The organism is Streptomyces sp. S6 (assembly GCF_054880855.1).
On the sequence record NZ_JBTYMC010000076.1, the window covers coordinates 1 to 26,090 of the forward strand.

A 26,090-nucleotide genomic window follows, 5' to 3' on the forward strand; every position below is an offset into this window, starting at 1 on the left:
AACAGGTTCCGGCGGCCGGACAGAACAGCGGGAAGACAACCCAGCAGGGCGTCAGTCAGTGGCTGGGCCACGATCACCGGAACCTGAGTATCAGCATCAATGTCAGTGGCGTACGGCAGACTCGGAGGTGTGCGAGAGATTCATGTCATCGGTATCGGCGCGGGAGACCCGGAGCACCTGACGTTGCAGGCGGTCAGGGCGATGCGGGGGACGGACGTGTTCTTCGTCCTGGACAAGGGGGAGGTGAAGAGCGACCTCACGGATCTGCGGAGGGAGATGCTGAGGGAGCATGTGCCGCAGGGGACGTACCGGGTCGTCGAGGCCCGTGACCCCGAGCGGGACCGTACGGCGGGTTCCGCCGCGTACTCCCCCGCCGTCGGCGACTGGCGCACGGCCCGCGCGGACATCTACGAGCGCCTGATATCCGACGAGTTGACGGAGACGCAGACCGGCGCGTTCCTCGTCTGGGGGGACCCCGCGCTCTACGACAGCACGATCGCGATCCTCGACGAGGTCCTCGCCCGCGGCACGGTCGCCTTCTCGTACGACGTCGTCCCGGGCGTCAGCAGCGTCTCGGCGCTCGTCGCCCGGCACCGGACGGGGCTGAACCGCGTGGCACGCCCGGTCCAGATCACCACCGGCCGGCGGCTCGCGGAGGGCTTCCCGGAGGGGGTGGACGACGTGGTGGTGATGCTGGACGCGCACCAGGCGTTCCGGGGGTGCACGGAGGACGACGTCGACATCTACTGGGGCGCCTACATCGGCACACCGGACGAGATCCTCGTCTCCGGCCCGATCGCCGAGGCGGGGCCCCGGATCGAGGAGCTGCGGGCCGAGGCCCGGGAGCGCAAGGGCTGGATCATGGACACGTATCTGCTGCGCCGCAGACCGAAGGAGAGCTGAGGGGGGACACCCCGCGAAAATCCCCCCACTCGGCCCTCCCCGCATGCGCTCCCCACCCCCCGGCGCGAAGGTGGCCCCGTGACCGTCACCCAGGATGCCCCGCCCACCCCCGGCCCCCCGGTCCTCGACCCCCGCCGCCGCAACGTCGTCTTCGTGACGATCGTCCTCGGCATGCTGCTCGCGGCGCTGGACCAGACGATCGTGGGGACGGCGCTGCCGACGATCGTGTCGGATCTGGGCGGCGCCTCGCACATGTCGTGGGTGGTGACGTCGTACCTCCTGGCGGAGACGGTCGCGACGGTGCTGGTCGGCAAGTTCGGTGACCTCTTCGGCCGGAAGGTCGTCTTCCAGGTCTCGGCGATCGTGTTCATCACGGGCTCGTTCCTGTGCGGTCTGGCGACGAACATGCCGCTGCTGATCGCGTGGCGGGCGGTGCAGGGCATCGGTGCGGGCGGCCTGATGGTGACGGCGATGGCGCTGATCGCGGACGTCATCCCGCTCAGGGAGCGCGGCAAGTACCAGGGCGCGATCGGCGCGGTGTTCGGCGTGGCGACGGTGATCGGCCCGCTCCTCGGCGGCCTGTTCACGGACCATCTGTCGTGGCGGTGGGCGTTCTACGTGAACGTCCCCATCGCGATCGCCGTGGTGATCGCGGCGGCGCGGACGATCCCGGTGGTGAGGTCGGCGTCCCGCCCGGTGATCGACTATCTCGGCATCGCGCTGGTCGCGGCCGGCGCGAGCGCGCTGATCCTGGCGACGAGCTGGGGCGGCAACGAGTACGCGTGGGGCTCCGGGACGATCGTCGGACTGTTCGCCGGCGGGGTGGTCGCGCTCGGCCTGTTCTGCCGGGTGGAGACGCGGGCGGCGCAGCCGATGCTGCCGATGCGGCTGTTCCGGAACCCGGTGTTCACGGTGTGCTCGGTGCTCAGCTTCATCGTGGGGTTCGCGATGCTCGGCGCGATGACGTACCTGCCGAGCTATCTCCAGTACGTGGACGGCGATTCGGCGACCGTGTCCGGGGTGCGGACGCTGCCGATGGTGATGGGCCTGCTGATCGCGTCGATCGTGAGCGGGAACGTCGTCAGCCGGACCGGGAAGTACCGGATGTTCCCGATCGCCGGGTCGGTCGTCATGGGGTTCGGGCTGTTCCTGATGTCCCTGATGGGGCCGGGGACGGGCGCGTGGCTGGAGTCGCTGTACATGTTCGTCCTCGGCACGGGGATCGGGCTGTGCATGCAGGTGCTGACGATCGCCGTGCAGAACACCGTCGAGTACGCCGACCTCGGCACCGCGACCTCGGGCGTCACCTTCTTCCGGACGCTGGGGAGTTCCTTCGGGACGGCCGTCTTCGGCACGATCTACGCGAACACGCTGACCCCGAACCTGCGGGACGGCGTCGCGGAGGCGGCGGCGACGGGGGCGGCGGACCCGGCGTCGCTCGCGAAGGCCGCGACGAGTCCGGACGGTGTGCACGCGCTGCCCGCGAAGGCCGCCGCGCCGATCGTCGGCGCGTACGCGGACACCATCCAGACGGTGTTCCTGTGGACGGTCCCGGTCGCGGCGCTCGGTGTCCTGGTCGCGCTCTTCCTCAAGCAGGTCCCCCTGCGCGACAGCGCCCGCGCGGGCTCCACCGACATGGGCGAGGGCTTCGCCTCCCCGGGCGGCGCGGACTCCCGGCGGGTCCTGGAGACCTCGGTCGCGAAGATCATCGGCAGTACGGACCTGGCCACCACCCGCCGGATCGTCGAGGAGTCGGACACCCGGCTCGACGCGGCCGGCGCCTGGGCGGTGATGCAGGTCGAGATCTTCACCCGCCTCGTCGGCCACGCGAGCCTCGGCCTCATCGCCGCGCGCCGCCACCTCCCGCCGGAGGTCCTGCTCCCCGTCTTCGACCGCATGACCGACGAGGGCTACCTCACCCGCGACGGCTCCCTCCTCTCCCACACCCCCGCCGGCACCCGCGAGGCCCGCCTCATCACCGAGGCGTGGGGGACCTGGCTGCGGGCCCGCGTCGAACAGGACCTGGGCCGACCGCCCACCGGCGACCTCCACGCGGTGGTCGACTCGATCGCCAAGCAGTTGCTGGTGGAGGACCTAAGCAGTGGCGTACGGGAACGGCGGGAGCCGGCACCGGCGAGCTGAGGGCCAGGCCGGTCCCCCACGTCGCCATGGGCCCCTCCGTTTCCAGGACACGCGCAAGAAACCGCACCACCAGCTCCGCGCCGACACCCGCCACGGCACGATCTGGGCCTACAACCTCGAACACCTCACCCTGCTCCGCGACCCCGTGGCCACAGACCTGCACGAACACCGCCGCATGACGTACGTCGCCCGCCTCCCCGCCTGGATCAAATCCGCCAAGAACCGCACGGAGATCCTCCGGACGATCGACCGCCTCCGCGCGACGGTCGTCAACCCCTGAGCCACTCCAGGACGCCGGCGACATCCCCGACGACCGTCACACCGGACGGCGGCGCGGGACGCCGTACGACGACGACGGGCACCCCCGACTCCCGTGCGGCCACCAGCTTCGCGGCCGTCGCCGCACCCCCGCTGTCCTTCGTGACGACGACGTCGATCCGGCGTTCACGCAGCAGCCGGAGTTCGTCGTCGAGGCTGAACGGCCCCCGCGCGAGCAGGACTTCGCAGTCGGCCGGCAGCGGCGGATCCGGCGGTTCGACGGACCGAGCGACGAAGTGCACCCCGGTGACGTGAGCGAACGCGGCCAACTCCAGCCGCCCGGTGGTCAACAGAACCCGGCGTCCGAGTCGAGGCACCAGCGCGGCGGCCTCCGCGACGGTCCCGACGTCGTACCACCGGTCCCCCGCCCCCGCCTCCCACCCCGGCCTCCGCAGCACGACCAACGGCACCCCGGTCCCGGCGGCTGCGGCGACGGCGTTGCGGGTGATCCGGGAGGCGAAGGGGTGGGTGGCGTCCACCAGCGCGGTCACCTGGTGCTCCCGCAGCCACACCTCCAGCCCGGCAACCCCACCGAACCCCCCGACCCGCACATCCCCGGCGAGCGCACCGGGCCGGGAGACACGCCCGGCGAGCGAGGTCGTGACCCGTACACCGCTCGACGCGGCCGACGGGGAGACAGGGCAGACAGACGAACCCGACGCCACCACTCCCGCCGGCAGAGCCGGCGGGGCAACACCCTCACCCGACGACCCCGTCGACGCGGCCGGCCAGGACGCACGGCACCTCTGCAAGGCCGCCGCAGCCACTCCCGTCGGCAGGCCGGCACCGTCGGCCGGCGAGGCCGCCGTATCCACCCCGGCCCGCCGAAAGGCACCCCCGGCCCCCCGCACCCCGGCCAGCGCCGCGGCCAACTCCCGTGCCTCGGTCGTCCCGCCCAGGATCAGCACATGCATGCCCCGACCCTACGAGACGCCCGCCACAGCGCACCCCCCTGCCCGGTTGTTAACCTGGGCCGCCCTTTTCCCCAGGTGAGGAACACGACGACGTATGACGGCAAGCCCGCCGCACCCCTTGTTCCTCGGCGCGTCCCTGGAGATGACCGGCAAGGACGCCCCGGCGCTCAAGAACACGTCGCTCGCCCCCGGCACCCGCGTCAACATCACGCACCTCGCGACCGAGGACCTGGCCACCAGGGTGGAGGCGGTGCGGGCGGTCCGTGAGCTGGGCCTGACCCCCGTGCCCCACCTCTCGGCCCGCCGCCTGCGCTCGACGGAAGAGCTGGACGAGACGCTGGGCGCACTGGGTACGGAGGACGTCTTCGTGGTCGCCGGTGACCCCGCCACCCCGCACGGCCCGTACGCCGACGCGCTCGCCGTCATCCGCTCGGGCCTCCTCGAACAGCACGGGGTCCGGCACGTCGGCATCGCGGGCTACCCGGAGGGCCACCCGGCGATCGACACCCCGGCGCTGTGGTCGGCGCTGGAGGCGAAGGCGGCGGCGCTGGAGGAGCGGGGCCTGACGGGGAGCGTGATCACGCAGTTCGGCTTCGCGGTGGACCCGGTGCCGGCGTGGCTGGCGGAGACCCGGCGCCGGGGCGTGGGCCTGCCGGTGCGGATCGGCGTCCCGGGCCCGGCCGGCGTCCGCCGCCTCCTGTCGTACGCCCGCCGCTTCGGCGTCACGACGAGCGCGGGGATAGCCCGCAAGTACGGTTTCTCCTTGACGCAGCTGATGGGGACGGCGGGCCCGGACCGTTTCCTGAAGGCGCTGGCGGCGAAGCTGTCACCGGAGGAACACGGCGAGGTCGCCCTGCACCTCTACACGTTCGGCGGCCTGGAGGCGACCTCCTCGTGGCTCACCGCAGCAGCAGCTGCAACCCTCCCAGCACAGTCGCCGCGATCACCAGCCGCTCGAACAACCGCTGGTTGATCCGGTCCACGGCCCACCGTCCGAGCACCGCCCCCGGCACGACGAACAGCACCAGCGCCGCGTCCAGCAGCAGCGAGTTCCCGTCGATGAGCCCGAGCCCGGCGCTGAAGGGCACCTTCGTCACGTTGACGATGAGGAAGAAGAACGCGGACGTCCCCAGGAACCCCAGCTTCCGAAAGCCAGCGGACAGCAGATACATGGACATGACCGGCCCCCCGGCGTTCGCGACCATCGTCGTGAACCCCCCGAGCACCCCGTACGACCGCGCCTTGTACCTCCCCGCCCGGGTGGCGACCGCGTCGGGGTCGTCCGGCGTCTCCGCGTGCCGCCTGCGCCACACCGTGACGCCCGCCATCAGCAGCAGGATCGCCCCGATCGAGGTGCGGACGACCCCGTCGTCGGCCCACAGCAGGAACACCGTCCCGACGACCACCCCCGCCGCGACGGCCGGGAAGAGCCGCCACAGGGTGGGCCAGTGGGCGTGCCGCCGGTAGGTGAGGACGGCCAGGACGTCCCCGGCGATCAGGATCGGCAGCAGCACGCCGGTGGAGGCGCGGGCCGGCAGGACCGCCGCGAAGACGGCGAGGCTGACGGTGTTGGCGCCGCTGACGGCCGTCTTGGAGAAGCCGACCAGGAGGGCGGCGAGGGCGAGGGCGGCGAACTCCCAGCCGGTGATGTGCCACAGAGTCATCGTGTCCATTGCGTTGACCGATGCTATGCCCACGCATCTGGGGTAGGTAAGGAGCGTCTCGCCGCCTGAGACCTTTCTCTCTGGAGGAGCCCATGGCCGACGTCCGTCTCCTGCCCGGCACCCGTGGCCGGATCGCGGTGCACACCTGGCCCCGCCCGGCACCCCGGTACCTCGCCCTGCTGGTCCACGGCTACGGCGAACACCTGGGCCGGTACGAGGAGTTGGCCGGGGTGCTGCACGCGCACGGCGCGGCCGTCATGGGCCCGGACCACGCCGGGCACGGGCTCTCGGACGGGGAGCGGGTGCTGGTCGAGGACTTCGAGGACGTCGTCACGGACGCCGAGTCGGTCCTGGATCTGGCGCGGGCCGAGTATCCGGGGGTGCCGCCGGTCGTCGTCGGCCATTCGATGGGTGGCCTGATCGCGGCCCGTCTCGCCCAGCGCCGGGCCGCCGATCTCGCCGCGCTGGTCCTGTCGGGTCCGGTGCTCGGGGAGTGGTCGCTGCCGGGTCGGCTCCTGGCACACGCCGAGATCCCGGACATCCCCATCAGCCCGGCCGCGCTCTCCCGGGACCCGACCGTCGGGGTGGCGTACGAGGCGGATCCGCTGGTGTGGCACGGGCCGATGAAGCGGCCGACGCTGGAGGCGTTCGCGAAGACGCTGGGGACGGTCGCGGGCGCCGGGGGCGTGGGGCGGCTGCCGGTGCTGTGGCTGCACGGGGAGGAGGACCGGCTGGTGCCGCTCGCGGAGAGCCGGCCGGGGGTGGCGGCGCTCAGTGGCGGGGCGCTGACGTCGCGGGTCTATGCGGGGGCCCGGCACGAGGTGTTCGCGGAGACGAACCGGGTGGAGGTGTTCGGGGACCTCACGGGGTTCCTGGACGGTGCTGTAGCTCCGTGAGGGCGGCCGACACCAGGGTCTGTGCGCCCGGTACGAGGACCGACAGGTCGGGGGCGAACAACGGGCTGTGGTTTCCCGGCACGTTGGCGAGTCTCGACGTCAACTCCTCGCCGTCGGCGGCCTCCCAGACGTCCGCCGGGGTCGTCGTCACGTACCAGTAGTCGTACGGCACCCCTTCGGGCGCGAGGAGGGAGAAGTCCTCGCTGCCCATGACCGGCCCGAAGTCGAACACGGCCTGCTCGCCGAAGAGTTGGCGATGCGTGTCGGCCACCCGCCGGTCGGTGTCAGGGTCGTTGACGGTGACGGGATAGCCGCCGGAGAACACGACGTCCGGCGGCTTCGGACAACCGGCCGCCGCGCACTCCCCGTCGACGATCCGCCGGATCGCACCGAGCACCTTCTCCCGCGTACTCCCGTCCCTGGTACGGACGTTGAGGGAGAGCCGCGCCTCGGCGGGGATGATGTTGTGGCCGGTCCCGGCGTGGAAGGCGCCCACGGTGAGGACGGCGGACTCGCTCGCGGCGATCTCGCGGGCGACGACGCTCTGGAGCCGGGTGACGATGTGCGCGGCGGTGACGACGGGGTCGACGGTGGACTCGGGGCGTGAGCCGTGGCCGCCGACGCCGTGCACGACGACGTCGACGTCGTCCGAGGCGGCCATGGTGAGGCCGGGGGTGTGGGGGTACCACCCGGCGAGTCCCGGGGCGGCGTGCTGGCCGAGGACGACATCCGGACGGGGGAAGCGCTCGTGCAGCCCGTCCGCGACCATCGCCGCCGCCCCTCCCCCGCTCTCCTCGGCGGGCTGCCCGACGGCGACGACCGTCCCCGACCAGACGTCCCGCCCGCCCGCCAGCGCCTCGGCTGCGGCCGTCAGCCACGTGACGTGCAGATCATGTCCGCAGGCGTGCATGATCCCGTCCACGGCGGACGCGTACGGCAGCCCCGTCGCCTCCCGCACCGGCAGCGCGTCCATGTCGGCCCGCAGCCAGACGACCGGCCCGGCACCGTTCCTCAACACCCCGACGACCCCGGTCCCACCCACCCCCTCCGTCACCTGGTACCCCGCCCCCTTGAGCCGCGCGGCGAGTTTCCCCGCGGTGCGGTGCTCCTGGAAGGCGAGTTCCGGGTGACGGTGCAGGTCACGGTAGAAGTCGGCGAGGCGGGCGGGGTCGACGGCGGAGGTGAGGGCGAGGGTGAGGCGGGCGGGGGCGGACGTGGCGGGCGGGCCGGGGGTGGAGCCGGACGGCCCGGGCAGGCCCTGGGCACCGGGCCCGACCGGCTCGGACACCCCGTGCGCGAGGCGGGCCGAGGTGGACGTGACAGACAGACCGGGGGCGGAACCGGACGGCCCGGACACACCCTGAGCACCGGGCCCGAGCGGCTCAGACATGCCGCGAGTGGGCCGGGACAGCTCGGACACGTCGTGCGTGAGGCGGGTGGGGTCGGACATGCGGCTTCCCTCCGGGCGCGGGTGCGGCGGCGGCCGGCACGCGGTGGCCGTCCTGCCGCGCACGCTACCCGCAACGCCCCTCACCCCGGCGGCTCTGCGGACGACGTGGCTCGGGTGCGGGTCCCCTTCGCTGCGAGCGGCCTCTCCCGCGACTCCTCCACAAGCCGCACGCCGCGGGCGGTGTCGGCGAGGAGCTTGCCGTGGCGTTTGCGGGGTCGTGAACGGGGGCCGTGTTCAGGGCAGTTGTGTCCAGGGCGGTGACGTCGGCGGGTCTGCCGGGGTGAGGGAGCCGGTGCGGTCCTCGACGCGGGCGCGGTCGGCGGTGAAGGCCGCGCGGATCTGGGCGGGCATCGCCGAGGACGGTGGTGACGACGTCGATGCCGAGCGAGGGCCGCAGTCCGAGGGAGAGGGCCTCGGCAAGGAGCGGCCGACCGTGTGCCGTCTACAGCTCTGCCTGCGGGGCGATCGACACCGTGCCGCCGCCACCGCTGTTCGCCGAGGTGGCAGCAGTGCACGTACGTCGTGCCGGGGCCGGGTGACCGGGGCAGGTGGCGGCGGTTGGACGAGGGTCCCGCCGCGTGGCACGCCCCAAAGCCACGCAGGCCGGCGCCGGCGACGACAGCCCGCCCGAGCCCCGCCCGGGTCAAGCCGCCCGGCTCACCCCGCCGGCTCCCCTCCGCCCAGGCCGAGAACCCGGGCGATGGTCCGCAGGACCCCGTTCTCGTTGTTGGACGGCGCCATGTGGCGGGCCCGGCGGATCACCTCCGGATGTGCGCCAGCCATGGCGTAGGACCAGTCGGCGGCGTCGAGCATTTCGAGGTCGTTGAGGTAGTCGCCGAAGACCATGGTCTGGGCCGGGGTGATGCCGAGGTCGGACTGGAGGCGGCGCAGGGCGGTGCCCTTGTCGGCGGCGGGGTTCATGATGTCGACCCAGCGTTCGCCGGAGACGACGACCTGGTGGGTGCGGGTGAAGGCGGTGAAGGCGGGTGCGACGTCGCGTTCGGCGGAGCCGAAGGTGTGGAGGGCGACCTTGATGACGTCGTCGGAGACGGAGCTGACATCGTCGACGATCTCGTTGCGCAGGTAGTAGCGCCGGACCTCCGACAGGAACGCCGGATCCGTCTGCTCGACGTACGCGGACCGCTTCCCGCAGACGACGACCCCCACGTCGACCCCGCTCGCGGCGAGCCGCCGCACGGTGCGGACGACCTCGGCGGCGGCCTCGGGCGCGACGGTGTCGGAGCTGAGCTCAAGGCCGTCGCGTACGACGTACGTGCCGTTCTCGGCGATGAAGACCATGCCCTCGCTGAGCCCGGTGAAGTCCCGCTCCAGGGTTGCGTACTGGCGTCCGCTGGCCGGGGTGAAGAGGATGCCGCGCTCGCGGAGCAGCCGCAGCATGTCCCCGAGGCCCTCCGGGGTCCGTTTCTCGTCGTCGAGGAGCGTCCCGTCCATGTCGGTGACGATCAGGCGGATGTCGGGGGCGGACGGCCCGGCCGGGACGGTGTCCGGGGTGAGCTGGGGCGCGGCGGAGTAGGGCATGTCCTGCTTTCCGTACGGGGGCGGTCCGATCTTCACACTACCGGGGCACTCGAAAGGCGACCCGAACCGGCACGCCTCACGCCGCCTCGGCCCCTCACCCGTGAAACCCTGTCCCAACAGCCCGACTTGCCCGAGGAGGCCCCGTATGACCACCCTCGCCGACCCCACCCCCGGCGGCAGGCCGGGTGACGTCGAGCGGGCCGGAGCGCTCGCCGAGGAGCTGACCGCCCGCAAGGTCCACGGCGTCGTCCTCGCCTACGTGGACACGGCCGGTGTGCACCGCGTCAAGACGGTCCCCACGGCGAAGCTCCCCTCGGCGGCGGCCTGGGGCGTCGGCATGTCCCCGGTCTTCGACACGTTCCTGGCGAACGACCACATCGTCGCGACGGACGTCCTCGGCTCCCCGGACGGCGACCTGCGCCTGTACCCGGACCTCGACCTGCTGACGGTGCTGGCCGCGCAGCCCGGCTGGGCGTGGGCGCCGGTCGACCGGATCACGCAGGACGGCACCCCGCACCCGGGCTGCTCCCGCACGGCCCTGCGCAGGATCGAGGAGCGGGCGGCCCTGGAGCACGGCCTGACCTTTCGCGCGGCGATCGAGATCGAGTGGATGCTCGGCCTGGACACCGCCCCGCCGGGCGAGTTCGTGCCGGTGACGACGGCCCCGGCGTACGGCGCGACGCGCCAGGTGGAGCTGGGGGCGTTCCTCGCGGACCTGCTGGAGGCGTGCGCGGCCCAGGAGTTGGACGTCGACCAGGTCCATCCGGAGTACGCGGCGGGCCAGTTCGAGATCTCGGTGGGGTGTGCGGACCCGGTCGCGGCGGCGGACCGCAGCGTCCTGACCCGGCAGACGATCCGCGCGGTCGCCGGGCAGCACGGCCTGCGCGTGTCGTTCGCCCCCGCCGTGGCCGCGACGGGTGTCGGCAACGGCGGCCACGTCCACCTCTCCGCCTGGCGCGACGGCCGCAACCTGCACACGGGCGGCGACCGCAGGCACGGCCTCACCCCGGACGCGGAGTCCTTCGCGGCCGGCATCCTCGCCCACCTGCCCGCCCTGATGGCGGTCACCGCCCCCAGTCCCGCCAGCTATCTCCGTCTCAAGCCGTCCCAGTGGGCCGGGGTGTTCACCGCGTGGGGCCTGGAGACCCGGGAGACGGCCCTGCGGCTGGTCCCCGGCACGAAGGGCCACCGCGCCGAGCAGGCGAACCTGGAGGTCAAGCCGATCGACCTGGCCGCGAACCCGTACGCGGCGCTGACCTGCCTGATCGCCGCCGGTCTCGACGGCCTGGCCGGCCGGATGAGCCTCCCGGAGGAGACGAAGGGCGATCCGGCCGGGCTCGACGCGCAAGACGCGGCGATCAAGAAGGTCCGCCGCCTCCCCTCCCAACTCCCCGAGGCCATCGCCGAGTTCCGTGAGGACAAGGTCCTGCGCACTGCCCTCGGCCCGGTCCTCGCGGACGCGGTGACGGCCGTCCGGCAGGGCGAACTCGACGCCGTCGAGGGCCTGGACGACGACCGGGTCGCCGCCGCCTACCGCTGGGTCTACTGACGTGTCCGTCCACGAGGCGCTCGCCGAACTGGAGTTGGTGGACCACCACTGCCACGGCGTGGCCGCCCACGACCTCGACCGCCCGGCCTTCGAGTCCCTCCTCACCGAGGGTGGTGTCACCCCCTTCGACACCCCCACGGGCATCGCGGTCCGCCGCCACTGCGCCCCCGTCCTCGACCTCCCCCCGCACGCGCCGCCGGACGAATACCTGGCCAGGCGTGCCGAGTTGGGCGCCGAGGAGGTCAACCGCCGTTTCCTGCACGCCTCCCGGACCCACACCTTCTGCGTCGACACCGGCCACACCCCGATCCCCCTCACGACCCCGGCCGAACTCGCGCACGCGGCAAGGGGAACGGCGTACGAGGTGGTCCGACTGGAGTCGGTCGCGGAGAAGTTGAAGGCGGACGGGGTCGAACCGGACGCCTACGCCGAGGAGTTCACGCGGGCCGTCCACGACGCCGCGCAAGGCCCCCGGGTCGTCGCCGTGAAGTCGGTCGCCGCCTACCGCACCGGGTTCGCCCTGGACCCGACACGCCCGGGGCCCGAGGAGATCACGCGGGCCGCGCGCGGCTGGCTGGCGGGAGAAGGGCGCCTCGACGACGACGTCCTCGTCCGCCATCTGCTGTGGACGGCCGTCGGGCTGGGGGTGCCGCTCCAGTTGCACACCGGGTTCGGGGACGGGGACATCCGGCTGCACCGGGCGGATCCGAGCCTTCTCACGGACTGGCTGCACGCGATCCCGGACAGGGTGCCGGTGATGCTGCTGCACTGCTGGCCGTTCCAGCGGCAGGCGGCCTATCTGACCTCGGTGTTTTCGCAGGTGTACCTGGATGTGGGGCTGACTTTGCACCATGTGGGGCCGGTGCGGGCGCGGGCGGTGCTGGCGGAGGCGCTGGAGATCACACCGTTCGGCAAACTCCTGTACAGCTCGGACGCCTATGGTGTGGCCGAGTTCTACGCGCTCGGCGCGCTGGCGTTCCGCCGGGGTCTCGGGGACCTTCTCCAGGGCCGGGTGGACGCGGGTGAGCTGAGTCCGCACGACGCGGTGCGGCTGGCCCGGTGGGCGGGCGCGCAGAACGCACGCCGGATCTACCGGCTGTCCGACCGGTTCTGAAAGTATGATCAAGCAATGTCTGACATGACCGAGACCACGCCCGGTTGGCTGAGCCAGGACGAGCTCGAACTGGCCCGCGCCCGGATGCCGATCCTGTACGTCGAGGCCGTGCCCGTCCGGGTGGACGACCGGGGCGAGATCACCAGCATCGGCCTGCTCCTGCGCATCGGACCGGACGGCGATGTCAGCCGGACCCTGGTCTCGGGCCGGGTCCTGCACCACGAGCGCGTCCGTGACGCCCTCCTGCGCAATCTGGAGAAGGACCTCGGGCCGGTGGCGCTGCCCCGGCTGCCGGCCGCGCTCCAGCCGTTCACCGTCGCCGAGTACTTCCCCACGCAGGGCGTCACGCCGTACCACGACCCGCGTCAGCACGCGGTGTCGCTCGCGTACATCGTGCCCGTGACCGGTGACTGCCAGCCCCGCCAGGACGCCCTGGACCTGGTCTGGTTCGAGCCGCAGGAGGCGGCCTCCCCGGCCGTGCAGAGCGAGATGCCGGGCGGGCACGGCTTCCTGCTGCGCCAGGCGCTGGCCCACGTCGGCCTGTCGGCCTCCTGATGCCGTTCCCCTCCCAGCGCAGCAGCCCCTGCACGCTCGTCGTGTGCAGGGGCTGCTGCTGCGGCGACCGCCGCAAGAACCCCGGCTTCGACCACGCCTGGCAGCTCGACCGGCTCCGGGCCGCCGCCGCGTCCTCGGGCGGCACGTTCACCGTCCGCACGACCGACTGCCTCGGCCCCTGCGACCAGGCCAACGTCATCGTCGTCCAGCCCTCCTCCACTGCCCGCCGCGCCGGCGCCCGCTCCGTCTGGATCGGCTTCGCCACGGACGACGACGCGACGGAGGAACTCATCGGGTGGGCCGAGGCGGGCGGCCCCGGTGTCGCCGAGCCGCCGACGACGCTGGAGATGCAGTTCGTGAAGGCACCGAGGGGGAGCCGGGCGCGGTCGCGGAAGTGAGGGGGTGGGGACGACGACGTCCCCACCCCCTGCGGCCCCTTCCCCCCCCTCACCTCACGTCCTCACCCCCGCCGGATCGGCCGCATCCGAGTCGTCGAGGAACCCGCCCGACTGGTGCTGCCACAGCCGTGCGTACGCCCCTTGCGCCGCGAGCAGCTCTGGGTGGCTGCCCTGTTCGACGATCCGCCCCCGGTCGAGGACGACGAGGCGGTCCATGCCGGCGACGGTGCTGAGGCGGTGGGCGACGACCAGCGTGGTGCGGCCCTCCATGAGGCGCCACAGGGCGTCCTGGACGAGGATCTCGCTCTCGGAGTCGAGGGCGCTGGTGGCCTCGTCGAGGAGGAGGATCGGGGCGTCGCGCAGGATCGCGCGGGCGAGGGCGACGCGCTGGCGCTGTCCGCCGGAGAGCTTGATGCCGCGTTCGCCGACCATCGTGTCGAAGCCGTCGGGCAGCGCGTCGGCGAACTCCGTGACGTGGGCGGCCTCGGCGGCGGCGCGGATCTCCGCGTCGGTGGCGCCGGGGCGGGCGAAGGCGATGTTGTCGCGCAGGGTGCGGTGGAACATGGCCGGTTCCTGCGGGACGTACGCGATGAGGCTGCGCAGGTCGGCCTGGCGCAGCCTGCTGATGTCCTGCCCGCCGACGAGGATGCGCCCGCCGTCGATGTCGGTCATCCGCAGCAGCAGCCGTGTCAGTGTCGTCTTCCCGCCGCCCGACCTGCCGACGAGCCCGATCTTCGTGCCGCTCGGCACGTCCAGGTCGAGCTTGTGGAAGAGCGGGTCACCGCCGCCGTGCGCGAAGGTGACCTGGTCGAAGCGGACGTCGGCGGAGCCCGGGGCCAGCGGTTCGGGGGAGGCGGGGTCCACGACGGCCGGCGAGGTGAGCAGCAGTTCGGTGAACTGCGCCGCCTCGGTCATGGAGTTCTCCATGCGCCGGTAGATCTGGTTGAACTCGAACATGATGCGCGTGGCGTTCATGAAGTAGGTGAACGCCACGATGACGGCCTCCACGCCGTGCCCGCTGCCGGCCAGCACGACCGCGAGGAGCAGGCCGAGCGCGTTGGTGAGGACGGACATCGGCGCGACGAACGTGTCGATGCGCAGGTTCCCGTAGTCCCACGAGCGCAGCATCAGCCGCTTGGACTCCGCGACCCGGACCCGGTGTTCGGCGGCCTCCCGCCCCTCGGCGGCGAACGCCCGCACGGTGTCCATGTTCATGAGGCTGTCGGCGACGTGCCCGGAGACCCGCGCGATGGCCTCCTCCCGCTGCCGCACGAGCCGCTGACGGCGCCGGATCAGCGGCGTCACCCCGACGGTGGTGACCAGGATCATCGTCAGCAGGCAGACGACGAGCCAGGGTTCGTAGGTCCACAGCACGACCGACCCGAAGACGAGCGGCACCAGGCTGCCCACGACCTGGAAGGCCAGCGTGTCCGCGAACTCCTCGAACCGCGAGGCGAAACTCAGCACCCGTTTGGTGAGGGACCCCGCGAAGTTGTCGTGGAAGAACGCCGCGTCCTTCGCGAAGAGTTCGTCCATGCCGGTGACGTACAGATTCTCGATCCCGAGCGCGTCCACCCGGTTCAGACAGTGGATCCCGATCCGCCACAGCACCTCCGCGGTCAGCATCACGACGGCGAACCCCACGACGTACGGCCACGCGGTCGCGACCCCCACCTCACCGTCGTCCGCGATCCGCCCCACCAGTTTCGCCACCACCAGCGGCGCCACGTAGTTGATGCCCGCGTTCCCCAGCGCGGGCAGCAGCATCCCCGGCACCGCCAGCCGTTTGAGCCGTCCCAACTCCCGTCCGTAGTACCGAAGGGCGAGCATCACCGCGCCCTTGCGTGATTCAGCCGTATCCATTCCGTCCCTGCGTCGCTCGGGCCCCGCGCGCACGAGAAATCGCGCGCAAGCGGGGACAAATCGGAGGAGGAACGGGAAGTGTCCCGCGGGGGTGGGGATGGCGTCCAAGCGTTTTTCGGGACGGGGGGGCGGTGACGGCAAGGTTTCGGCAAGGGCCGAACGGGAGTTCAGTTCTGCCTCGGAGGAACACCGGGCGATCTCAAGCCACTTGCCCGCGCCCTCCCCTGACTCGCCGAGGGGCGGAGGGGGGACCCCAGGTCCAGGGCCGGCCGTCGGGGGCGGTCAGTTCGATGCGGAAGGGGTTGATCGGGCGGCGTGGAAGGAGAGTTCGCGGCCGATCACGCCGAGGGTGTCGCGGAGGACCGCCGCAAGCTCCGTCCGGCCGGTGCGCCGGCGGTCCAGGAGGGGTGCCCGGGGAAGGGCGGCGCCCTCGGCGGGGGTGGGCGCGGACCGGTCGGCGTGCGCGGACACCAGGGCGTCGAGTTCCGTCCACCGGCACACCGAAACACTCAGGGGCCCTGCCGGATTTCTCCGGCAGAGCCCCTGAACACGACTCCGAAAAGTCGGGACGACAGGATTTGAACCTGCGACCCCTTGACCCCCAGTCAAGTGCGCTACCAAGCTGCGCCACGTCCCGTTGCCCGTCTGACCTGGGGTTTCCCCTGGTTGAACGCGCAGGGAAAATATACCGCACTCGGACAGCGGGTCGCGCCTCCCTTTTCCCGGCGGGGCGGGGTTGACCTGAAGTTTGGTCGAGTTTGCACGATCGGTGACATGACCAGCACCGAGGACATCAGGTACGGGTACGACGATCTGGCGCGGCTGATGAGCCGGATGACGGGGGACGAGAAGCACGGCCCGGCGGCGACGTCGACGCTGGACGTGCTGTGGGTGCTGTACGACCGGGTGCTGAGGGTGACGCCGGAGCGGGTCGAGGACGCCGGGCGGGACCGGTTCCTGCTGTCGAAGGGGCACGGCCCGATGGCGTACTACGCGGTGCTCGCGGCGAAGGGCTTCGTCCCGGTGGAGTGGCTGGACGGGTTCGGCGCGTACGACTCCCCCCTCGGCCACCATCCCGACCGGGTCCTCGTCCCCGGCGTCGAGATCGGCAGCGGCTCCCTCGGCCACGGCCTCCCGCTGGCCGTCGGCACGGCGCTCGGCCTGCGCGCCCAGCACCTCACCGACCCCGCCGTCTGGGTCCTGACCGGCGACGCCGAACTCGACGAGGGCAGCAACCACGAGGCCATCGCCTACGCCGGTCCCACCGGGCTCGACCGGCTCCACACCGTCGTCGTCGACAACTCCTCCGCGTCCCACGCCCGCCCCGGCGGGATCGCGGCCCGCTTCGAGGCGGCGGGCTGGTCGACGGCGACGGCCGACGGCCGCGACCACGAGGCCCTGTACGCCGCGTTCACCACGCCCCACCCGGGCCGCCCGCACGTGGTGATCGCCCGGGTGGAGCCGAAGCAGACCGCCGGGCGGGCGTAGACGTTCCGGCCGAGGTGGGCGGGTGGGGTGGGCTGGATGCGGCAGACCAGCCGGGCGGGACCGGGCGTGGCACGCCGGCCGGGACGGGACCGGACGGCGCGGAGCGGCGCAGCGCGGAACCTGACACGGCAAGCCAATCGGGACGGGACCGGACAGCGCGGCGCGAGGCAGAGCGGCCCGGCGCGGCGCACGGCGGGAACGGGCAGGCCCACCCCGTCCCAACCACCCACCTGCCCCTGCCTCCCGGCCAGGCCCAGCCGCCGGTTCGGGCCCCTCCGCCACCTCGCTTCAGCCACCGCCCCAGCCCGCCCAGCAACCCCACCCCAACCACCGCCCCGACGCATCCGTCACCCCAGCCCACCGAACCCACACCTCCTGGAGCCCCCATGGACACCATGCGCGACCGCCTCGCCCCCACCCTCACCCGCCTCCTCGACGAGGACCCCCGCCTGGCGGTCGTCCTCGCCGTCATCGGTTCGGACGGCTTCGCCGAGGCCGCCCGGCGCCACCCCGAGCGCGTCATCGACGTCGGCATCAGGGAGCAACTGCTGATCGGGGCCGGCGCGGGCCTCGCGCTGACCGGGCTGCGGCCGGTCATGCACACGTTCGCGAGTTTCCTGGTGGAGCGCCCGTTCGAGCAGGTCAAGCTGGATCTGGGGCACCAGGGTGTGGGCGCGGTGCTGGTGAGCGCGGCGGCGTCGTACGACTGGCCGGAGGGCGGGTTCACGCACATGGCGCCCGGCGATGTGGCGCTCATGGACACGCTGGACGGCTGGACCGTGCACGTCCCGGGCCACCCGGACGAGGCCGAGACCCTGCTGCGGCACGCGGTGGGCGCCGGGGACGACAAGGTGTACGTCCGCCTGTCGACACAGTCGAACGCGCGCCCCCGCCCGGTCGACGGCACCGGTCTCCTGACCGTCCGCGAGGGCCGGCGCGGAGTCGTCGTCGCCGTGGGGACGACGCTGGACGCGGTCCTCGCGGCGACGGAGGGCCTGGACGTGACGGTCCTGTACGGCACGACGGTCCGCCCCTTCGACGCGGGCGCCCTGCGCCGGGCGGCGGACGCGGCGGCCCCGGACGTCGTCCTGGTCGAGCCGTACCTCGCGGGCACCTCGACGCCCGCCGCGAACAACGCCCTCACGGACCGCCCGCGCCGAATCCTCGGCCTGGGCGTGAGCCGCGCGGAACTGCGCCGCTACGGCACTGCCGAGGAACACACGACCGCACACGGCCTGGACGCGGGGTCCCTGCGGGAGCGGATCGGGGGGTTCCTGGGGCGGCGGCCGACGACCGCCTGAGCACACCACCGGCGAACAACCACCACCCGGGCACCCCCGGCGGACGAGCGCCGCCTGGACCACACCCCGGTCGGCAACCGGCACCCGGGACGGCGGGCGACGACCCCCTGAGCACCCCCGGCAACCGACTACCACCTGAGCCACACCCCGGCGGACGAACGCCGCCCGAGCCACACCCGGCGGACGAACAGCGCTTGGACCACACCCCGGTCGGCAACCGGCACCCGGGGCACCGGGCGACGGCTGCCTGAACACACCACCGGCGGACAACCACCACCTGAGCACCCCCAGCGACCGACTGCCACCTGGCCTACACCCCGGCGGACGACCGCCGCCCGAGCCACACCCGGCGGACGAACGGCACCTGGGTCACGCCCCGGTGGACGATCGCACTTGGGCCACGCCCCGGCAACCGACCACCGCCTGATGCACACCCCCGGCACCCGCCGGCCTCCCCGCACCGCCCGGCAGTCCCCCGCTCCGGCCCTCCCTCGCGACCGCTACACCCCCGCCACCCCCAACCCCGGATACGCGTCCAACAGCCGAGGCGGCGCAGCCTGTCGCCAGGAGTCCGCGAGGATCGCCCTCAGTTCCTCCTCGTCCTCGACGGCAGTGAGTCTCGCCCGGACCCAGGCGAACTGCGCCTCGTGGTCGGCGATCCAGAACTTGTCGGGTTCGGCGAGGACGAGTTCGTCGCGCTCCTCCTTGGGGCAGCGCACGGCGAGGGACGTCTCGTCCTCGGGGAGGGTGGCGAACATCTTCCCGGCGACCCGGAAGGTCGGCATGTTCCAGGCGGTCTTCTCCGTGGTGTCGGGCAGCGACAGGGCGATTCGGCGTACATCTTCGGCGTCCGGCATGCTCCGCACCGTACCGGCCGCCACTGACAGTCACCCTTCGGCGGCCGAGGCCCCGATCCGCTTGTAGTACAAGGTGGTCGGGTGCAGCACCCCGCCGGGGTTCGCCGCGTAGTCCGGGATCACCCCGGCCCTGGTCCAGCCGGTCCCCGCGTACAGCCGCTCGGCGGGGCTGTCCGTCTCGGTGTCGAGGTGCAGCAGCGTCACCCCGGCGGCGACGGCGCCCTCCTCGGCGACGGCCAGCAGCCGCCGGCCGAGCCCCTTCCCGCGCGCGGCCTTGCCGACCATCAGCTTCACCAGTTCCGCCCGGTGCGCACTGTTGGGCTTGCCGGGGAACGTCAGCCCGATCGTCCCGACGACGCGCGGGCCGTCGTAGGCGACCCAGGTCGCCTGGTGCGGGTCGGCCGCGCGGGCGGTCCACCAGGCCAGCGCCTCGGCGCGGTCCAGGGGGGCGAGGAAGCCGACGGAGGCGCCGTCGTCGACGACCTCGGCGAGGAGGTCGGCGAGGCCGTCGAGGGCGGAGGGGTCGAGTCGTACGATCTGGTCGTCACCCGTGACTGCGTTCATGATCCTCGACGCTACCTCCGGCGTGCGACGGCGCCGTTACGGATCACTCACGTCCGCCAGCGCCGCGAGGACGGGCCGGATCAGCGGATGCCCCTCCGCGCCGCGCCGCGTCGCGGCGAAGACCCGGCGGGTGGGCGCGACGCCGTCGACCGGGCGGACGGCGACGCCCGTGAGGTCCACCCCGCGCAGCGCCGAGCGTGGGACGAGCGCGACACCGGCGCCCGCCGAGACCAGGGAGACGACCGCGCGGAAGTCGTCCGAGACATGCTCCACGCGTGGCTGGAAACCGGCGTTCTCGCAGGCCAGGACGGCGACGTCGTGGCAGGGGTTGCCGGGGTAGGGGCCGGTCCACACGTCCTTGGCGAGGTCGGCGAGGGGGACCTCGGCGGCGTCCGCGAGGCGGTGGTGCTCGGGGAGGACCGCGTCGAAGGGCTCGGCGTAGAGGGGGACGTGGGTGAGGCGGGGGTCGTCGGCGGCGGGGGCGCCCCGGTACTCGACGGCGACGGCGACGTCCACCTGCCGGTCGAGGACCATCGGCAGGCTCGCGTCCCCCTCCGCGTCCTGGACGCGCAGCCGGATGCCGGGGGCGGTGCGGGCGAGGCGGGTCATCGCGGGCGCGACGACGAGCGCGATGCCGGTGGCGAACGCGGCGACCGTCACGGTGCCCGCCTCGCCGTCGCTGTACGCCGCCAACTCGGCCTCGGCGCGCTCCAGTTGGGCGAGGACGGCGTTGGTGTGGCCGAGCAGGATCTCGCCGGCCGGGGTGAGCCGTACGCCCTTGGCGCCGCGCTCCACGAGGCGGTGGCCGGTCTCCTGTTCGAGGGCGGCGAGCTGTTGGGAGACGGCGGAGGGGGTGAGGTAGAGCGCGGCGGCAGCCGCGGTGACCGTGCGGTGGTCGGCCACCGCACGGAGGATGTGGAGCCGCCGGGCTTCGATCATGGGTCCGATTATCGCAAGATGTCCCGAGTCTCTCTAAATGCCGCTCATCCCACCGCCCCCAGCTCCCTCGACAGCTCCTCCCGCGCCGACACGAACGCGTCCACCGCCCGGTTCACGTCCTGCGTCGAGTGCGCGGCAGACAGCTGGACCCGGATACGTGCCTGCCCCTGCGGGACGACGGGGTACGAGAAGCCGATCACGTACACCCCCCGCTCCAGCAGCAGCTCCGCGAGACGCCCAGCCTTCGCCGCGTCCCCGATCATCACGGGCGCGATGGGGTGGTCGCCGGGGAGGATGTCGAACCCCTCCTCGGTCATCCGGCGCCGGAACAGGGCGGTGTTGTCGGCGAGCCGCTCCCGCAGCTCCCCCGCCGACTCGATCAGGTCGAGGACCTTGAGGGAGGCCGCGGCGATGACCGGTGCAAGCGTGTTGGAGAAGAGGTACGGACGGGAGCGCTGGCGCAGCAGGGCGACGATCTCCGCGCGGGCGGCGACGTAGCCGCCGGAGGCGCCGCCGAGGGCCTTGCCGAGGGTGCCGGTGATGATGTCGACGCGGTCCATGACGCCGTGCAGTTCGGGCGTGCCGCGTCCACCGGGGCCGGTGAAGCCGACGGCGTGGGAGTCGTCGACCATGACCATCGCGTCGTACCGGTCGGCGAGGTCGCAGATCTCGCGCAGCGGGGCGACGTAGCCGTCCATGGAGAAGACGCCGTCGGTGACGATCAGGCGCCGCCGGGCCGTGGCGGCCTCCTTCAACTGGCGTTCCAGGTCCGCGAGATCGCGGTTGGCGTAGCGCAGGCGGCGGGCCTTGGAGAGGCGGATGCCGTCGATGATGGAGGCGTGGTTGAGGGCGTCGGAGATCACCGCGTCCTGTTCGCCGAGGAGGGTCTCGAAGACGCCGCCGTTCGCGTCGAAGCAGGAGGAGTAGAGGATCGTGTCCTCCTGGCCGAGGAACCGCGAGAGCCGTGCCTCCAGCTCCTTGTGCACCTCCTGCGTCCCGCAGATGAAGCGGACGGAGGCCATGCCGTAGCCCCAGCGGTCGAGGGCGCGGTGCGCGGCGTCGATCACCTCGGGGTGGTCGGCGAGGCCGAGGTAGTTGTTCGCACAGAAGTTCAGCACCTCGCCGGGGCGGCCGCCGGAGCTGACGTTGACGGTCGCCGACTGCGGGGTGTCGATGACCCGTTCGGGCTTGTGGAGCCCTGCGGCACGGATCTCTTCGAGGGTGGTGCGCAGGTCGTCGCGTACGGAGTCGAACATGGTGAATCCTTCAGCTCGTCCAGTCGAGGATGACTTTGCCGCCCTTGCCGCTCGCCGCGTCGGCGAACGCGGCGTCGTGGTCGCGGTAGTCGTAGCGGCCGGTGATGACGGGGGCGAGGTCGAGGCCGCCCTCCAGGAGGACGGACATGGCGTACCAGGTCTCGAACATCTCGCGGCCGTAGATCCCCTTGAGGGTGATCATCGAGGTGACGATCCGGGCCCAGTCGACGGGGAACTCCTCGGTGGGCAGGCCCAGCATGGCGATCTTGCCGCCGTGCGTCATGTTGCCGATCATGTCCCGCAGCGCCTCGGCCCGCCCGGACATCTCCAGCCCGACGTCGAACCCTTCCCGCAGCCCCAACTCCCGCTGTCCGTCCGCGATCTGACGCTGCGACACGTTCAGCGCGAGGCTCACGCCGATCTTCCGCGCGAGGTCGAGCCGCTCCTCGCTGACATCGGTGACGACGACGTGGCGCGCACCGGCGTGCCGGGCGACTGCCGCCGCCATCAGGCCGATCGGGCCCGCGCCGGTGATGAGGACGTCCTCCCCGACGAGGGGGAACGACAGGGCGGTGTGGACGGCGTTGCCGAACGGGTCGAAGATCGCGGCGACATCGAGGTCGACGGGGACGCGGTGCACCCACACGTTGGACGCGGGCAGCGCGACGTACTCCGCGAACGCCCCGTCCCTGCCGACGCCCAGCCCGACCGTGGCCCGGCACAGGTGGCGTCGTCCGGCGAGGCAGTTGCGGCACTTCCCGCACACCAGGTGCCCCTCGCCGCTGACCCGGTCGCCGATCGCGACGTCGGTGACGCCCGCACCGGTCTCGACGACCTCGCCGACGAACTCGTGCCCCACGACCAGCGGCGTCCTGATCGACTGCCGGGCCCAGCCGTCCCAGGACCGGATGTGCAGGTCGGTGCCGCAGATCCCGGTGCGCTGCACCTTGATCAGCACGTCACCGGCGCCGACCGCCGGCTCCGGGACGTCCCGCAGCCACAGTCCCGGCTCCGCCTTCTCCTTGACCAGCGCCTTCAACGCAGTGGCTCCTGAGGTGAGTTCTCCGGCTCCGGAGCATGCCGAGGCGGCCCGGGTCCGGGAAGGGGGGTGGATACGGTGACGAATCTGCCGTACCGACGCCACCCCGGTCCATCGAGCTTTTCTTAAGCGGATCCGCAGCTCTGCTTCACGCCCTCTCCTCCAGCCGGACGACCAGTTCGGCGGCGGCGGCCTTGACGGTCTCCAGGCCGGTCGTCCCCCAGGCCCGGGGTGTGCGGTCGGCGACGCCGACCGTGCCGAGGACCATGCCGGTGCTGTCGAGGAGGGGCGCCCCGAGGTAGGAGCGGACGCCGTACTCGTCCACGATCGGGTTGCCGGCGAACCGCGGGTAGTCGCCCACGTCGCCGAGGGCCAACGCCCTTCTGCGGACGACGACATGGGGGCAGTAGCCGTGGTCGCGCGGCAGCTCCCGTTCCCAGGTCCCCTTTCCGCCCGGCGCGACGTACAGGCCGGCGAAGAACTGCCGTTCCTCACCGACGAAGTTGACCATTCCGTACGGCGCCCGGGTGATCTCCGCGAGCTGCCGGGCGAGCCGGTCCAGCATGGGTTCCGCGCGTTCCCCGAGGCCGAGTCGGCTCAGCCTCCGGGCGCGGGCGGGCGCCTCCCGGTCCTCCGGCGTGACCAGCAGCCGCCCCACCGGGCGCGGCGGTCCGTAGCTCATCTCGCGTCTCCTCACGGGGAGTTGGGTCACGCCCGGGCGTTCTCGGCGGGTGTGTGGGCGATGAGGTGCTTGACCAGCGTCAGCAGGGTCTGCACACCGGAGGCGGAGATGCGCGCGTCGCAACGCACCACCGGGATCGCCGGGTTGAGGTCCAGAGCGGCCCGGACCTCCTCCGGGTGATAGCGGTGGCCGCCGTCGAACTCGTTGATCGCGACGATGAATCCGAGGCCGCGTTCCTCGAAGAAGTCGACGGCGGCGAAGCAGTCCTGGAGACGGCGCGTGTCGGCGAGGATCACCGCGCCGAGGGCGCCCTCGCACAGCTCGTCCCACATGAACCAGAACCGCTGCTGGCCGGGTGTCCCGAACAGGTACAGGACGTGTTCCGGGTCCAGGCTGATGCGGCCGAAGTCCATGGCGACGGTCGTCTCGACCTTGTTCTCGACGCCGTCGAGGCTGTCGGTGCCGGCGCTGACGGTGGTGAGGAGCTCCTCCGTGCACAGCGGCGCGATCTCGCTGACCGCGCCGACGAACGTGGTCTTGCCGACCCCGAACCCGCCCGCGACGAGCACCTTCAGCGCGGTCGGGAAGGGGGCCTGGTCGTCGTACGACTCGTATGCGCCGTGCGCGTCGCCGGCGTCGTACAGCTCGTGCTCGTCGCGTTCACAGCTGTCGTCGTAGTCCATCGAGCACCGCCTCCAGTAGGGCCCGGTCGGTGGGGTTGTGGTGGAACTCCGGGGGTTTGGTGGTGAGGGCCCCGCAGTCCACGAGGTCCGACAGCAGCACCTTGGTGACCGCCGCCGGCAGCTTGAGATGGGCGGCCACCTCGGCGACCGGGACGGGAGCGCGGCACAGGTCGAGGGCCTGGGCGTGCTCGGGGCCGAGGTAGCCGAGGGGGCTGGTACCGGTCACCCGGACCTGGGACATCAGGTCCAGGGCGACGGTCGGCCTGGTGCGGCCGTTGCTCACGGTGAAGGGGCGCACCAGCCGGCCGGCGGCGTCGTCGAGCCAGGGACCGTCGGCCGCCATCACGCTCACGCCCTCATCGCCGTGGGGTCCGCGGGGTACTGGCGGGGCGCGGTCACCAGGTACGGGCGGACGCTCTTGACGAGCATCGCCATCTCGTACCCGAGCACCGCCGCGTCGGCCTCGCGGCCGGCCATCACGGCGAGGCAGGTGCCGGAGCCGGCGGTGGTCACGAACAGCAGGGCCGAGTCCAGCTCGACCACCACCTGCCGGACGTCGCCGCCGTCCGCGAACCGGACGCCCGCGCTGCGGCCCAGCGAGTACAGGCCGGAGGCCAGGGCCGCCATGTGGTCGGCGCTGTCGTGGTCCAGTCCGTGCACGGACTTCACCAGCCCGTCGCACGACAGCAGCACCGCGCTCGTCGTGTGGGGTACGCGCTGTACGAGGCCGCTCATCAGCCAGTCGAGATCGGATACCTGGCCGGTCGGCGCGTCGCTCGCCATGGTGGATCGACTCCTTGAGGGGGGTTGCGGGGGTCGGGGGTGGGGGCGCGGAGGTGACAGGGGGGCCACGCCGGTCCTGGATCGCCGGGCTGCCGGGGGATGGGGGCATGGTGGGTGGGGTTTCGGTGAGGGGGTCCGAGGGCTCGGGGTCAGGGGGCGCCGTGGCGCGCGCGGGGGTGCCCGTTCATCCCGTGGGCGCGCTCCCGTCGTACGGGTGGTGCTGGGCGCGGGCCGGGGAGGCGGGGGTGGTGGTCAGGGAGTGGTCGGGGTCCGCCTCCAGGCCGAGCTGGGCCTCCGCGAGGCCCATCCCCCGCTGGAACGCGGCCATCAGACCGGGGTCGTGTCCGCCGGGCTCCCCGCTCTCGGGGCGCGGTACGGGGCCCCCGCGCAGCTGCGGCGCCAGATGCTCCTGCGCCCGCCGCCTCGGCAGCCTCGGCTTCTCCATCGTCCCCCGCACGGCCCCCGCCCTGGGCACCGGCACCTCCCCCTGCCGCTCCTCCACCACGGCCCGGTCCCCCACCGTGATCCCGGGCCGTGCCTCGGCCGGATTCGGCCGCTCCTGCCGGGAGTTGCGCATGGGGAGGGGGGCGGGGCGGACGCCGTCGTGGGGCACCGGGCCACCGGAACGCGTGTCACCGGGCTGTGCGGGAACAGCGCCGCCGAGCTGGCCGCCATCGCCGGACACCGAGCCACCCGAGAGCGAACCGGCCACCGGGCCGGATCCCGCGTCGGCAACGGGCCAATGACCGTTCAGGCGAGTCGAGTCAGTACCGTCCACCGAGGCCGGAACACCGGGCCGTCCGGGAACAGCACCGCCGAGCTGGCCGCCATCGCCGGACACCGAGCCACCCGAGGACGAACCGGCCACCGGGCCGGACACCACGTCGCCGACAGGCCAATGACCGTTCAGGCGAGTCGAGTCAGTACCGTCCACCGAGGCCGGAACACCGGGCCGTCCGGGAACAGCGCCGCCAGACACCGAGCCACCCGAGGACGGACCGGTCGCCGGGCCGGATCCCGCGTCACCGACCGGCCGGTGGCCGTTCAGGCGGGGCGTGTCTGCGGCGCCGACGATGTCGTCCGGGTCGTGTGCCGCCGCGCCACCGGGTACGGCTCCGTCCGCTGCTCCGGGCCCGGGGGCCACCCCCACGACGCCGAGGGACCCTCCGGGGGCGGTGCTGTCGGAAGCCGGG

26 protein-coding genes, 1 tRNA gene and 1 pseudogene are annotated in these 26,090 nt (G+C 72.7%); 11 read left to right on the forward strand and 17 right to left on the reverse strand.

Annotated elements, in window-relative coordinates; translation table 11 throughout:
* The first annotated feature begins 129 nt into the window (after positions 1-129).
* The 3 genes and pseudogenes from cobF to ACVNF4_RS13475 form a co-directional block, all read left to right on the forward strand.
* Positions 130-903, forward strand: a complete 774-nt coding sequence (cobF, locus tag ACVNF4_RS13465; RefSeq protein WP_461803008.1) for a precorrin-6A synthase (deacetylating) — start codon at positions 130-132, stop codon at positions 901-903.
* Between the two features lie 78 nt (positions 904-981).
* Positions 982-3,045: an MDR family MFS transporter gene (locus tag ACVNF4_RS13470; RefSeq protein ID WP_461803009.1), complete on the forward strand. Its 2,064-nt coding sequence runs from the start codon at positions 982-984 to the stop codon at positions 3,043-3,045.
* Between the two features lie 73 nt (positions 3,046-3,118).
* Positions 3,119-3,325: pseudogene (locus ACVNF4_RS13475) on the forward strand (hypothetical protein); the annotation flags it as partial.
* On the opposite strand, the gene ACVNF4_RS13480 reads toward ACVNF4_RS13475, so the two are convergent.
* Entirely contained in the window at positions 3,315-4,031 is a 717-nt protein-coding gene (locus tag ACVNF4_RS13480; protein ID WP_461803031.1) for a cobalt-precorrin-6A reductase, read from the reverse strand. The pseudogene ACVNF4_RS13475 and the gene ACVNF4_RS13480 overlap by 11 nt on opposite strands.
* Positions 4,032-4,371: 340 nt before the next feature.
* Between ACVNF4_RS13480 and ACVNF4_RS13485 the strand changes: the two genes are divergently transcribed.
* Positions 4,372-5,250: a methylenetetrahydrofolate reductase gene (locus ACVNF4_RS13485; protein WP_461803010.1), complete on the forward strand. Its 879-nt coding sequence runs from the start codon at positions 4,372-4,374 to the stop codon at positions 5,248-5,250.
* Here the strand turns inward: ACVNF4_RS13485 and ACVNF4_RS13490 are convergent.
* Positions 5,177-5,950 carry a sulfite exporter TauE/SafE family protein gene (locus ACVNF4_RS13490; protein ID WP_461803011.1) on the reverse strand — a complete coding sequence of 258 codons (774 nt, stop codon included), beginning with the start codon at positions 5,948-5,950 and terminating at the stop codon, positions 5,177-5,179. The genes ACVNF4_RS13485 and ACVNF4_RS13490 overlap by 74 nt on opposite strands.
* Positions 5,951-6,033: 83 nt before the next feature.
* On the opposite strand from ACVNF4_RS13490, the gene ACVNF4_RS13495 reads away from it, so the two are divergent.
* Positions 6,034-6,837, forward strand: a complete 804-nt coding sequence (locus ACVNF4_RS13495) for an alpha/beta fold hydrolase (RefSeq protein WP_461803012.1) — start codon at positions 6,034-6,036, stop codon at positions 6,835-6,837.
* On the opposite strand, the gene ACVNF4_RS13500 is transcribed toward ACVNF4_RS13495, so the two are convergent.
* Together ACVNF4_RS13500 and ACVNF4_RS13505 are read right to left on the reverse strand one after the other, a co-directional pair.
* Positions 6,803-8,287 (reverse strand): amidohydrolase, encoded by a 1,485-nt coding sequence (locus ACVNF4_RS13500; protein WP_461803013.1) that lies wholly within the window; start codon positions 8,285-8,287, stop codon positions 6,803-6,805. The two genes, ACVNF4_RS13495 and ACVNF4_RS13500, sit on opposite strands and share 35 nt — an antisense overlap.
* A 657-nt stretch (positions 8,288-8,944) precedes the next feature.
* Positions 8,945-9,826 (reverse strand): Cof-type HAD-IIB family hydrolase, encoded by an 882-nt coding sequence (locus ACVNF4_RS13505; protein ID WP_461803014.1) that lies wholly within the window; start codon positions 9,824-9,826, stop codon positions 8,945-8,947.
* A 145-nt stretch (positions 9,827-9,971) separates the two neighbouring features.
* Between ACVNF4_RS13505 and ACVNF4_RS13510 the strand changes: the two genes are divergently transcribed.
* The 4 genes from ACVNF4_RS13510 to ACVNF4_RS13525 are packed head-to-tail and all read left to right on the forward strand — an operon-like array spanning position 9,972 to position 13,442.
* Positions 9,972-11,375 (forward strand): glutamine synthetase family protein, encoded by a 1,404-nt coding sequence (locus ACVNF4_RS13510; RefSeq protein WP_461803015.1) that lies wholly within the window; start codon positions 9,972-9,974, stop codon positions 11,373-11,375.
* 1 nt (position 11,376) lies between these two features.
* Positions 11,377-12,489, forward strand: a complete 1,113-nt coding sequence (locus ACVNF4_RS13515; RefSeq protein ID WP_461803016.1) for an amidohydrolase family protein — start codon at positions 11,377-11,379, stop codon at positions 12,487-12,489.
* A 15-nt stretch (positions 12,490-12,504) separates the two neighbouring features.
* A complete protein-coding gene (locus ACVNF4_RS13520; RefSeq protein WP_107103903.1) occupies positions 12,505-13,044 on the forward strand; it encodes an NUDIX hydrolase family protein in 540 nt (179 codons plus the stop codon).
* On the forward strand, positions 13,044-13,442 hold the full coding sequence (locus tag ACVNF4_RS13525; RefSeq protein ID WP_461803017.1) for a (2Fe-2S) ferredoxin domain-containing protein: 399 nt from the start codon (positions 13,044-13,046) through the stop codon (positions 13,440-13,442). Before ACVNF4_RS13520 ends, ACVNF4_RS13525 begins: the two co-directional genes overlap by 1 nt.
* A gap of 54 nt (positions 13,443-13,496) precedes the next feature.
* Here ACVNF4_RS13525 and ACVNF4_RS13530 read toward each other — a convergent pair whose 3' ends face one another.
* The 3 genes from ACVNF4_RS13530 to ACVNF4_RS13540 all read right to left on the reverse strand — a co-directional run bounded on the left by ACVNF4_RS13530 (position 13,497) and on the right by ACVNF4_RS13540 (position 15,942).
* Complete coding sequence (locus ACVNF4_RS13530) at positions 13,497-15,272, reverse strand: ABC transporter ATP-binding protein (protein ID WP_461803018.1); 1,776 nt, start codon at positions 15,270-15,272, stop codon at positions 13,497-13,499.
* A 315-nt stretch (positions 15,273-15,587) separates the two neighbouring features.
* Positions 15,588-15,806, reverse strand: coding sequence for a hypothetical protein (locus tag ACVNF4_RS13535; RefSeq protein WP_461803019.1), 219 nt, complete (start codon positions 15,804-15,806; stop codon positions 15,588-15,590).
* Positions 15,807-15,868: 62 nt separating this feature from the next.
* Positions 15,869-15,942 (reverse strand) — tRNA-Pro (locus ACVNF4_RS13540).
* Positions 15,943-16,079: 137 nt separating this feature from the next.
* Here ACVNF4_RS13540 and ACVNF4_RS13545 point away from each other — a divergent pair.
* Together ACVNF4_RS13545 and ACVNF4_RS13550 are read left to right on the forward strand one after the other, a co-directional pair.
* Positions 16,080-16,793 carry a transketolase gene (locus ACVNF4_RS13545; protein ID WP_461803020.1) on the forward strand — a complete coding sequence of 238 codons (714 nt, stop codon included), beginning with the start codon at positions 16,080-16,082 and terminating at the stop codon, positions 16,791-16,793.
* Between the two features lie 386 nt (positions 16,794-17,179).
* Positions 17,180-18,094, forward strand: coding sequence for a transketolase family protein (locus ACVNF4_RS13550; RefSeq protein ID WP_461803021.1), 915 nt, complete (start codon positions 17,180-17,182; stop codon positions 18,092-18,094).
* 500 nt (positions 18,095-18,594) lie between these two features.
* Here ACVNF4_RS13550 and ACVNF4_RS13555 read toward each other — a convergent pair whose 3' ends face one another.
* The 10 genes from ACVNF4_RS13555 to ACVNF4_RS13600 form a co-directional block, all read right to left on the reverse strand.
* A complete protein-coding gene (locus ACVNF4_RS13555; protein ID WP_461803022.1) occupies positions 18,595-18,951 on the reverse strand; it encodes an MmcQ/YjbR family DNA-binding protein in 357 nt (118 codons plus the stop codon).
* 30 nt (positions 18,952-18,981) lie between these two features.
* The gene (locus tag ACVNF4_RS13560) at positions 18,982-19,515 is read right to left on the reverse strand and encodes a GNAT family N-acetyltransferase (protein WP_461803023.1); all 534 of its coding nucleotides are present in this window, start codon (positions 19,513-19,515) and stop codon (positions 18,982-18,984) included.
* Positions 19,516-19,551: 36 nt separating this feature from the next.
* Entirely contained in the window at positions 19,552-20,454 is a 903-nt protein-coding gene (locus tag ACVNF4_RS13565; protein ID WP_461803024.1) for a LysR family transcriptional regulator, read from the reverse strand.
* Positions 20,455-20,498: 44 nt separating this feature from the next.
* The gene (locus tag ACVNF4_RS13570) at positions 20,499-21,710 is read right to left on the reverse strand and encodes a glycine C-acetyltransferase (protein ID WP_461803025.1); all 1,212 of its coding nucleotides are present in this window, start codon (positions 21,708-21,710) and stop codon (positions 20,499-20,501) included.
* A gap of 10 nt (positions 21,711-21,720) precedes the next feature.
* The gene (tdh, locus tag ACVNF4_RS13575) at positions 21,721-22,749 is read right to left on the reverse strand and encodes an L-threonine 3-dehydrogenase (RefSeq protein WP_461803026.1); all 1,029 of its coding nucleotides are present in this window, start codon (positions 22,747-22,749) and stop codon (positions 21,721-21,723) included.
* 148 nt (positions 22,750-22,897) lie between these two features.
* On the reverse strand, positions 22,898-23,431 hold the full coding sequence (locus ACVNF4_RS13580; protein ID WP_461803027.1) for a GAF domain-containing protein: 534 nt from the start codon (positions 23,429-23,431) through the stop codon (positions 22,898-22,900).
* 26 nt (positions 23,432-23,457) lie between these two features.
* Positions 23,458-24,114 carry a GTP-binding protein gene (locus tag ACVNF4_RS13585; protein WP_461803028.1) on the reverse strand — a complete coding sequence of 219 codons (657 nt, stop codon included), beginning with the start codon at positions 24,112-24,114 and terminating at the stop codon, positions 23,458-23,460.
* The gene (locus tag ACVNF4_RS13590) at positions 24,092-24,457 is read right to left on the reverse strand and encodes a DUF742 domain-containing protein (RefSeq protein WP_040837468.1); all 366 of its coding nucleotides are present in this window, start codon (positions 24,455-24,457) and stop codon (positions 24,092-24,094) included. Before ACVNF4_RS13590 ends, ACVNF4_RS13585 begins: the two co-directional genes overlap by 23 nt.
* 5 nt (positions 24,458-24,462) lie before the next feature.
* Complete coding sequence (locus tag ACVNF4_RS13595) at positions 24,463-24,897, reverse strand: roadblock/LC7 domain-containing protein (RefSeq protein ID WP_461803029.1); 435 nt, start codon at positions 24,895-24,897, stop codon at positions 24,463-24,465.
* Between the two features lie 184 nt (positions 24,898-25,081).
* On the reverse strand, positions 25,082-25,582 hold the full coding sequence (locus tag ACVNF4_RS13600; RefSeq protein WP_461803030.1) for a hypothetical protein: 501 nt from the start codon (positions 25,580-25,582) through the stop codon (positions 25,082-25,084).
* Positions 25,583-26,090: the final 508 nt, after the last annotated feature.

Bases quoted from the DNA above. Each gene is read 5' to 3' on its own strand.
- ACVNF4_RS13485 (WP_461803010.1), top strand. From the start codon at position 4,372: ATGACGGCAAGCCCGCCGCACCCCTTGTTCCTCGGCGCGTCCCTGGAG.
- ACVNF4_RS13490 (WP_461803011.1), bottom strand. From the start codon at position 5,950: ATGGACACGATGACTCTGTGGCACATCACCGGCTGGGAGTTCGCCGCC.
- ACVNF4_RS13495 (WP_461803012.1), top strand. From the start codon at position 6,034: ATGGCCGACGTCCGTCTCCTGCCCGGCACCCGTGGCCGGATCGCGGTG.
- ACVNF4_RS13500 (WP_461803013.1), bottom strand. From the start codon at position 8,287: ATGTCCGACCCCACCCGCCTCACGCACGACGTGTCCGAGCTGTCCCGG.
- ACVNF4_RS13505 (WP_461803014.1), bottom strand. From the start codon at position 9,826: ATGCCCTACTCCGCCGCGCCCCAGCTCACCCCGGACACCGTCCCGGCC.
- ACVNF4_RS13510 (WP_461803015.1), top strand. From the start codon at position 9,972: ATGACCACCCTCGCCGACCCCACCCCCGGCGGCAGGCCGGGTGACGTC.
- ACVNF4_RS13520 (WP_107103903.1), top strand. From the start codon at position 12,505: ATGTCTGACATGACCGAGACCACGCCCGGTTGGCTGAGCCAGGACGAG.
- ACVNF4_RS13525 (WP_461803017.1), top strand. From the start codon at position 13,044: ATGCCGTTCCCCTCCCAGCGCAGCAGCCCCTGCACGCTCGTCGTGTGC.
- ACVNF4_RS13530 (WP_461803018.1), bottom strand. From the start codon at position 15,272: ATGCTCGCCCTTCGGTACTACGGACGGGAGTTGGGACGGCTCAAACGG.
- ACVNF4_RS13545 (WP_461803020.1), top strand. From the start codon at position 16,080: ATGACCAGCACCGAGGACATCAGGTACGGGTACGACGATCTGGCGCGG.
- ACVNF4_RS13550 (WP_461803021.1), top strand. From the start codon at position 17,180: ATGGACACCATGCGCGACCGCCTCGCCCCCACCCTCACCCGCCTCCTC.
- ACVNF4_RS13555 (WP_461803022.1), bottom strand. From the start codon at position 18,951: ATGCCGGACGCCGAAGATGTACGCCGAATCGCCCTGTCGCTGCCCGAC.
- ACVNF4_RS13560 (WP_461803023.1), bottom strand. From the start codon at position 19,515: ATGAACGCAGTCACGGGTGACGACCAGATCGTACGACTCGACCCCTCC.
- ACVNF4_RS13565 (WP_461803024.1), bottom strand. From the start codon at position 20,454: ATGATCGAAGCCCGGCGGCTCCACATCCTCCGTGCGGTGGCCGACCAC.
- ACVNF4_RS13570 (WP_461803025.1), bottom strand. From the start codon at position 21,710: ATGTTCGACTCCGTACGCGACGACCTGCGCACCACCCTCGAAGAGATC.
- ACVNF4_RS13580 (WP_461803027.1), bottom strand. From the start codon at position 23,431: ATGAGCTACGGACCGCCGCGCCCGGTGGGGCGGCTGCTGGTCACGCCG.
- ACVNF4_RS13585 (WP_461803028.1), bottom strand. From the start codon at position 24,114: ATGGACTACGACGACAGCTGTGAACGCGACGAGCACGAGCTGTACGAC.
- ACVNF4_RS13590 (WP_040837468.1), bottom strand. From the start codon at position 24,457: ATGGCGGCCGACGGTCCCTGGCTCGACGACGCCGCCGGCCGGCTGGTG.
- ACVNF4_RS13595 (WP_461803029.1), bottom strand. From the start codon at position 24,897: ATGGCGAGCGACGCGCCGACCGGCCAGGTATCCGATCTCGACTGGCTG.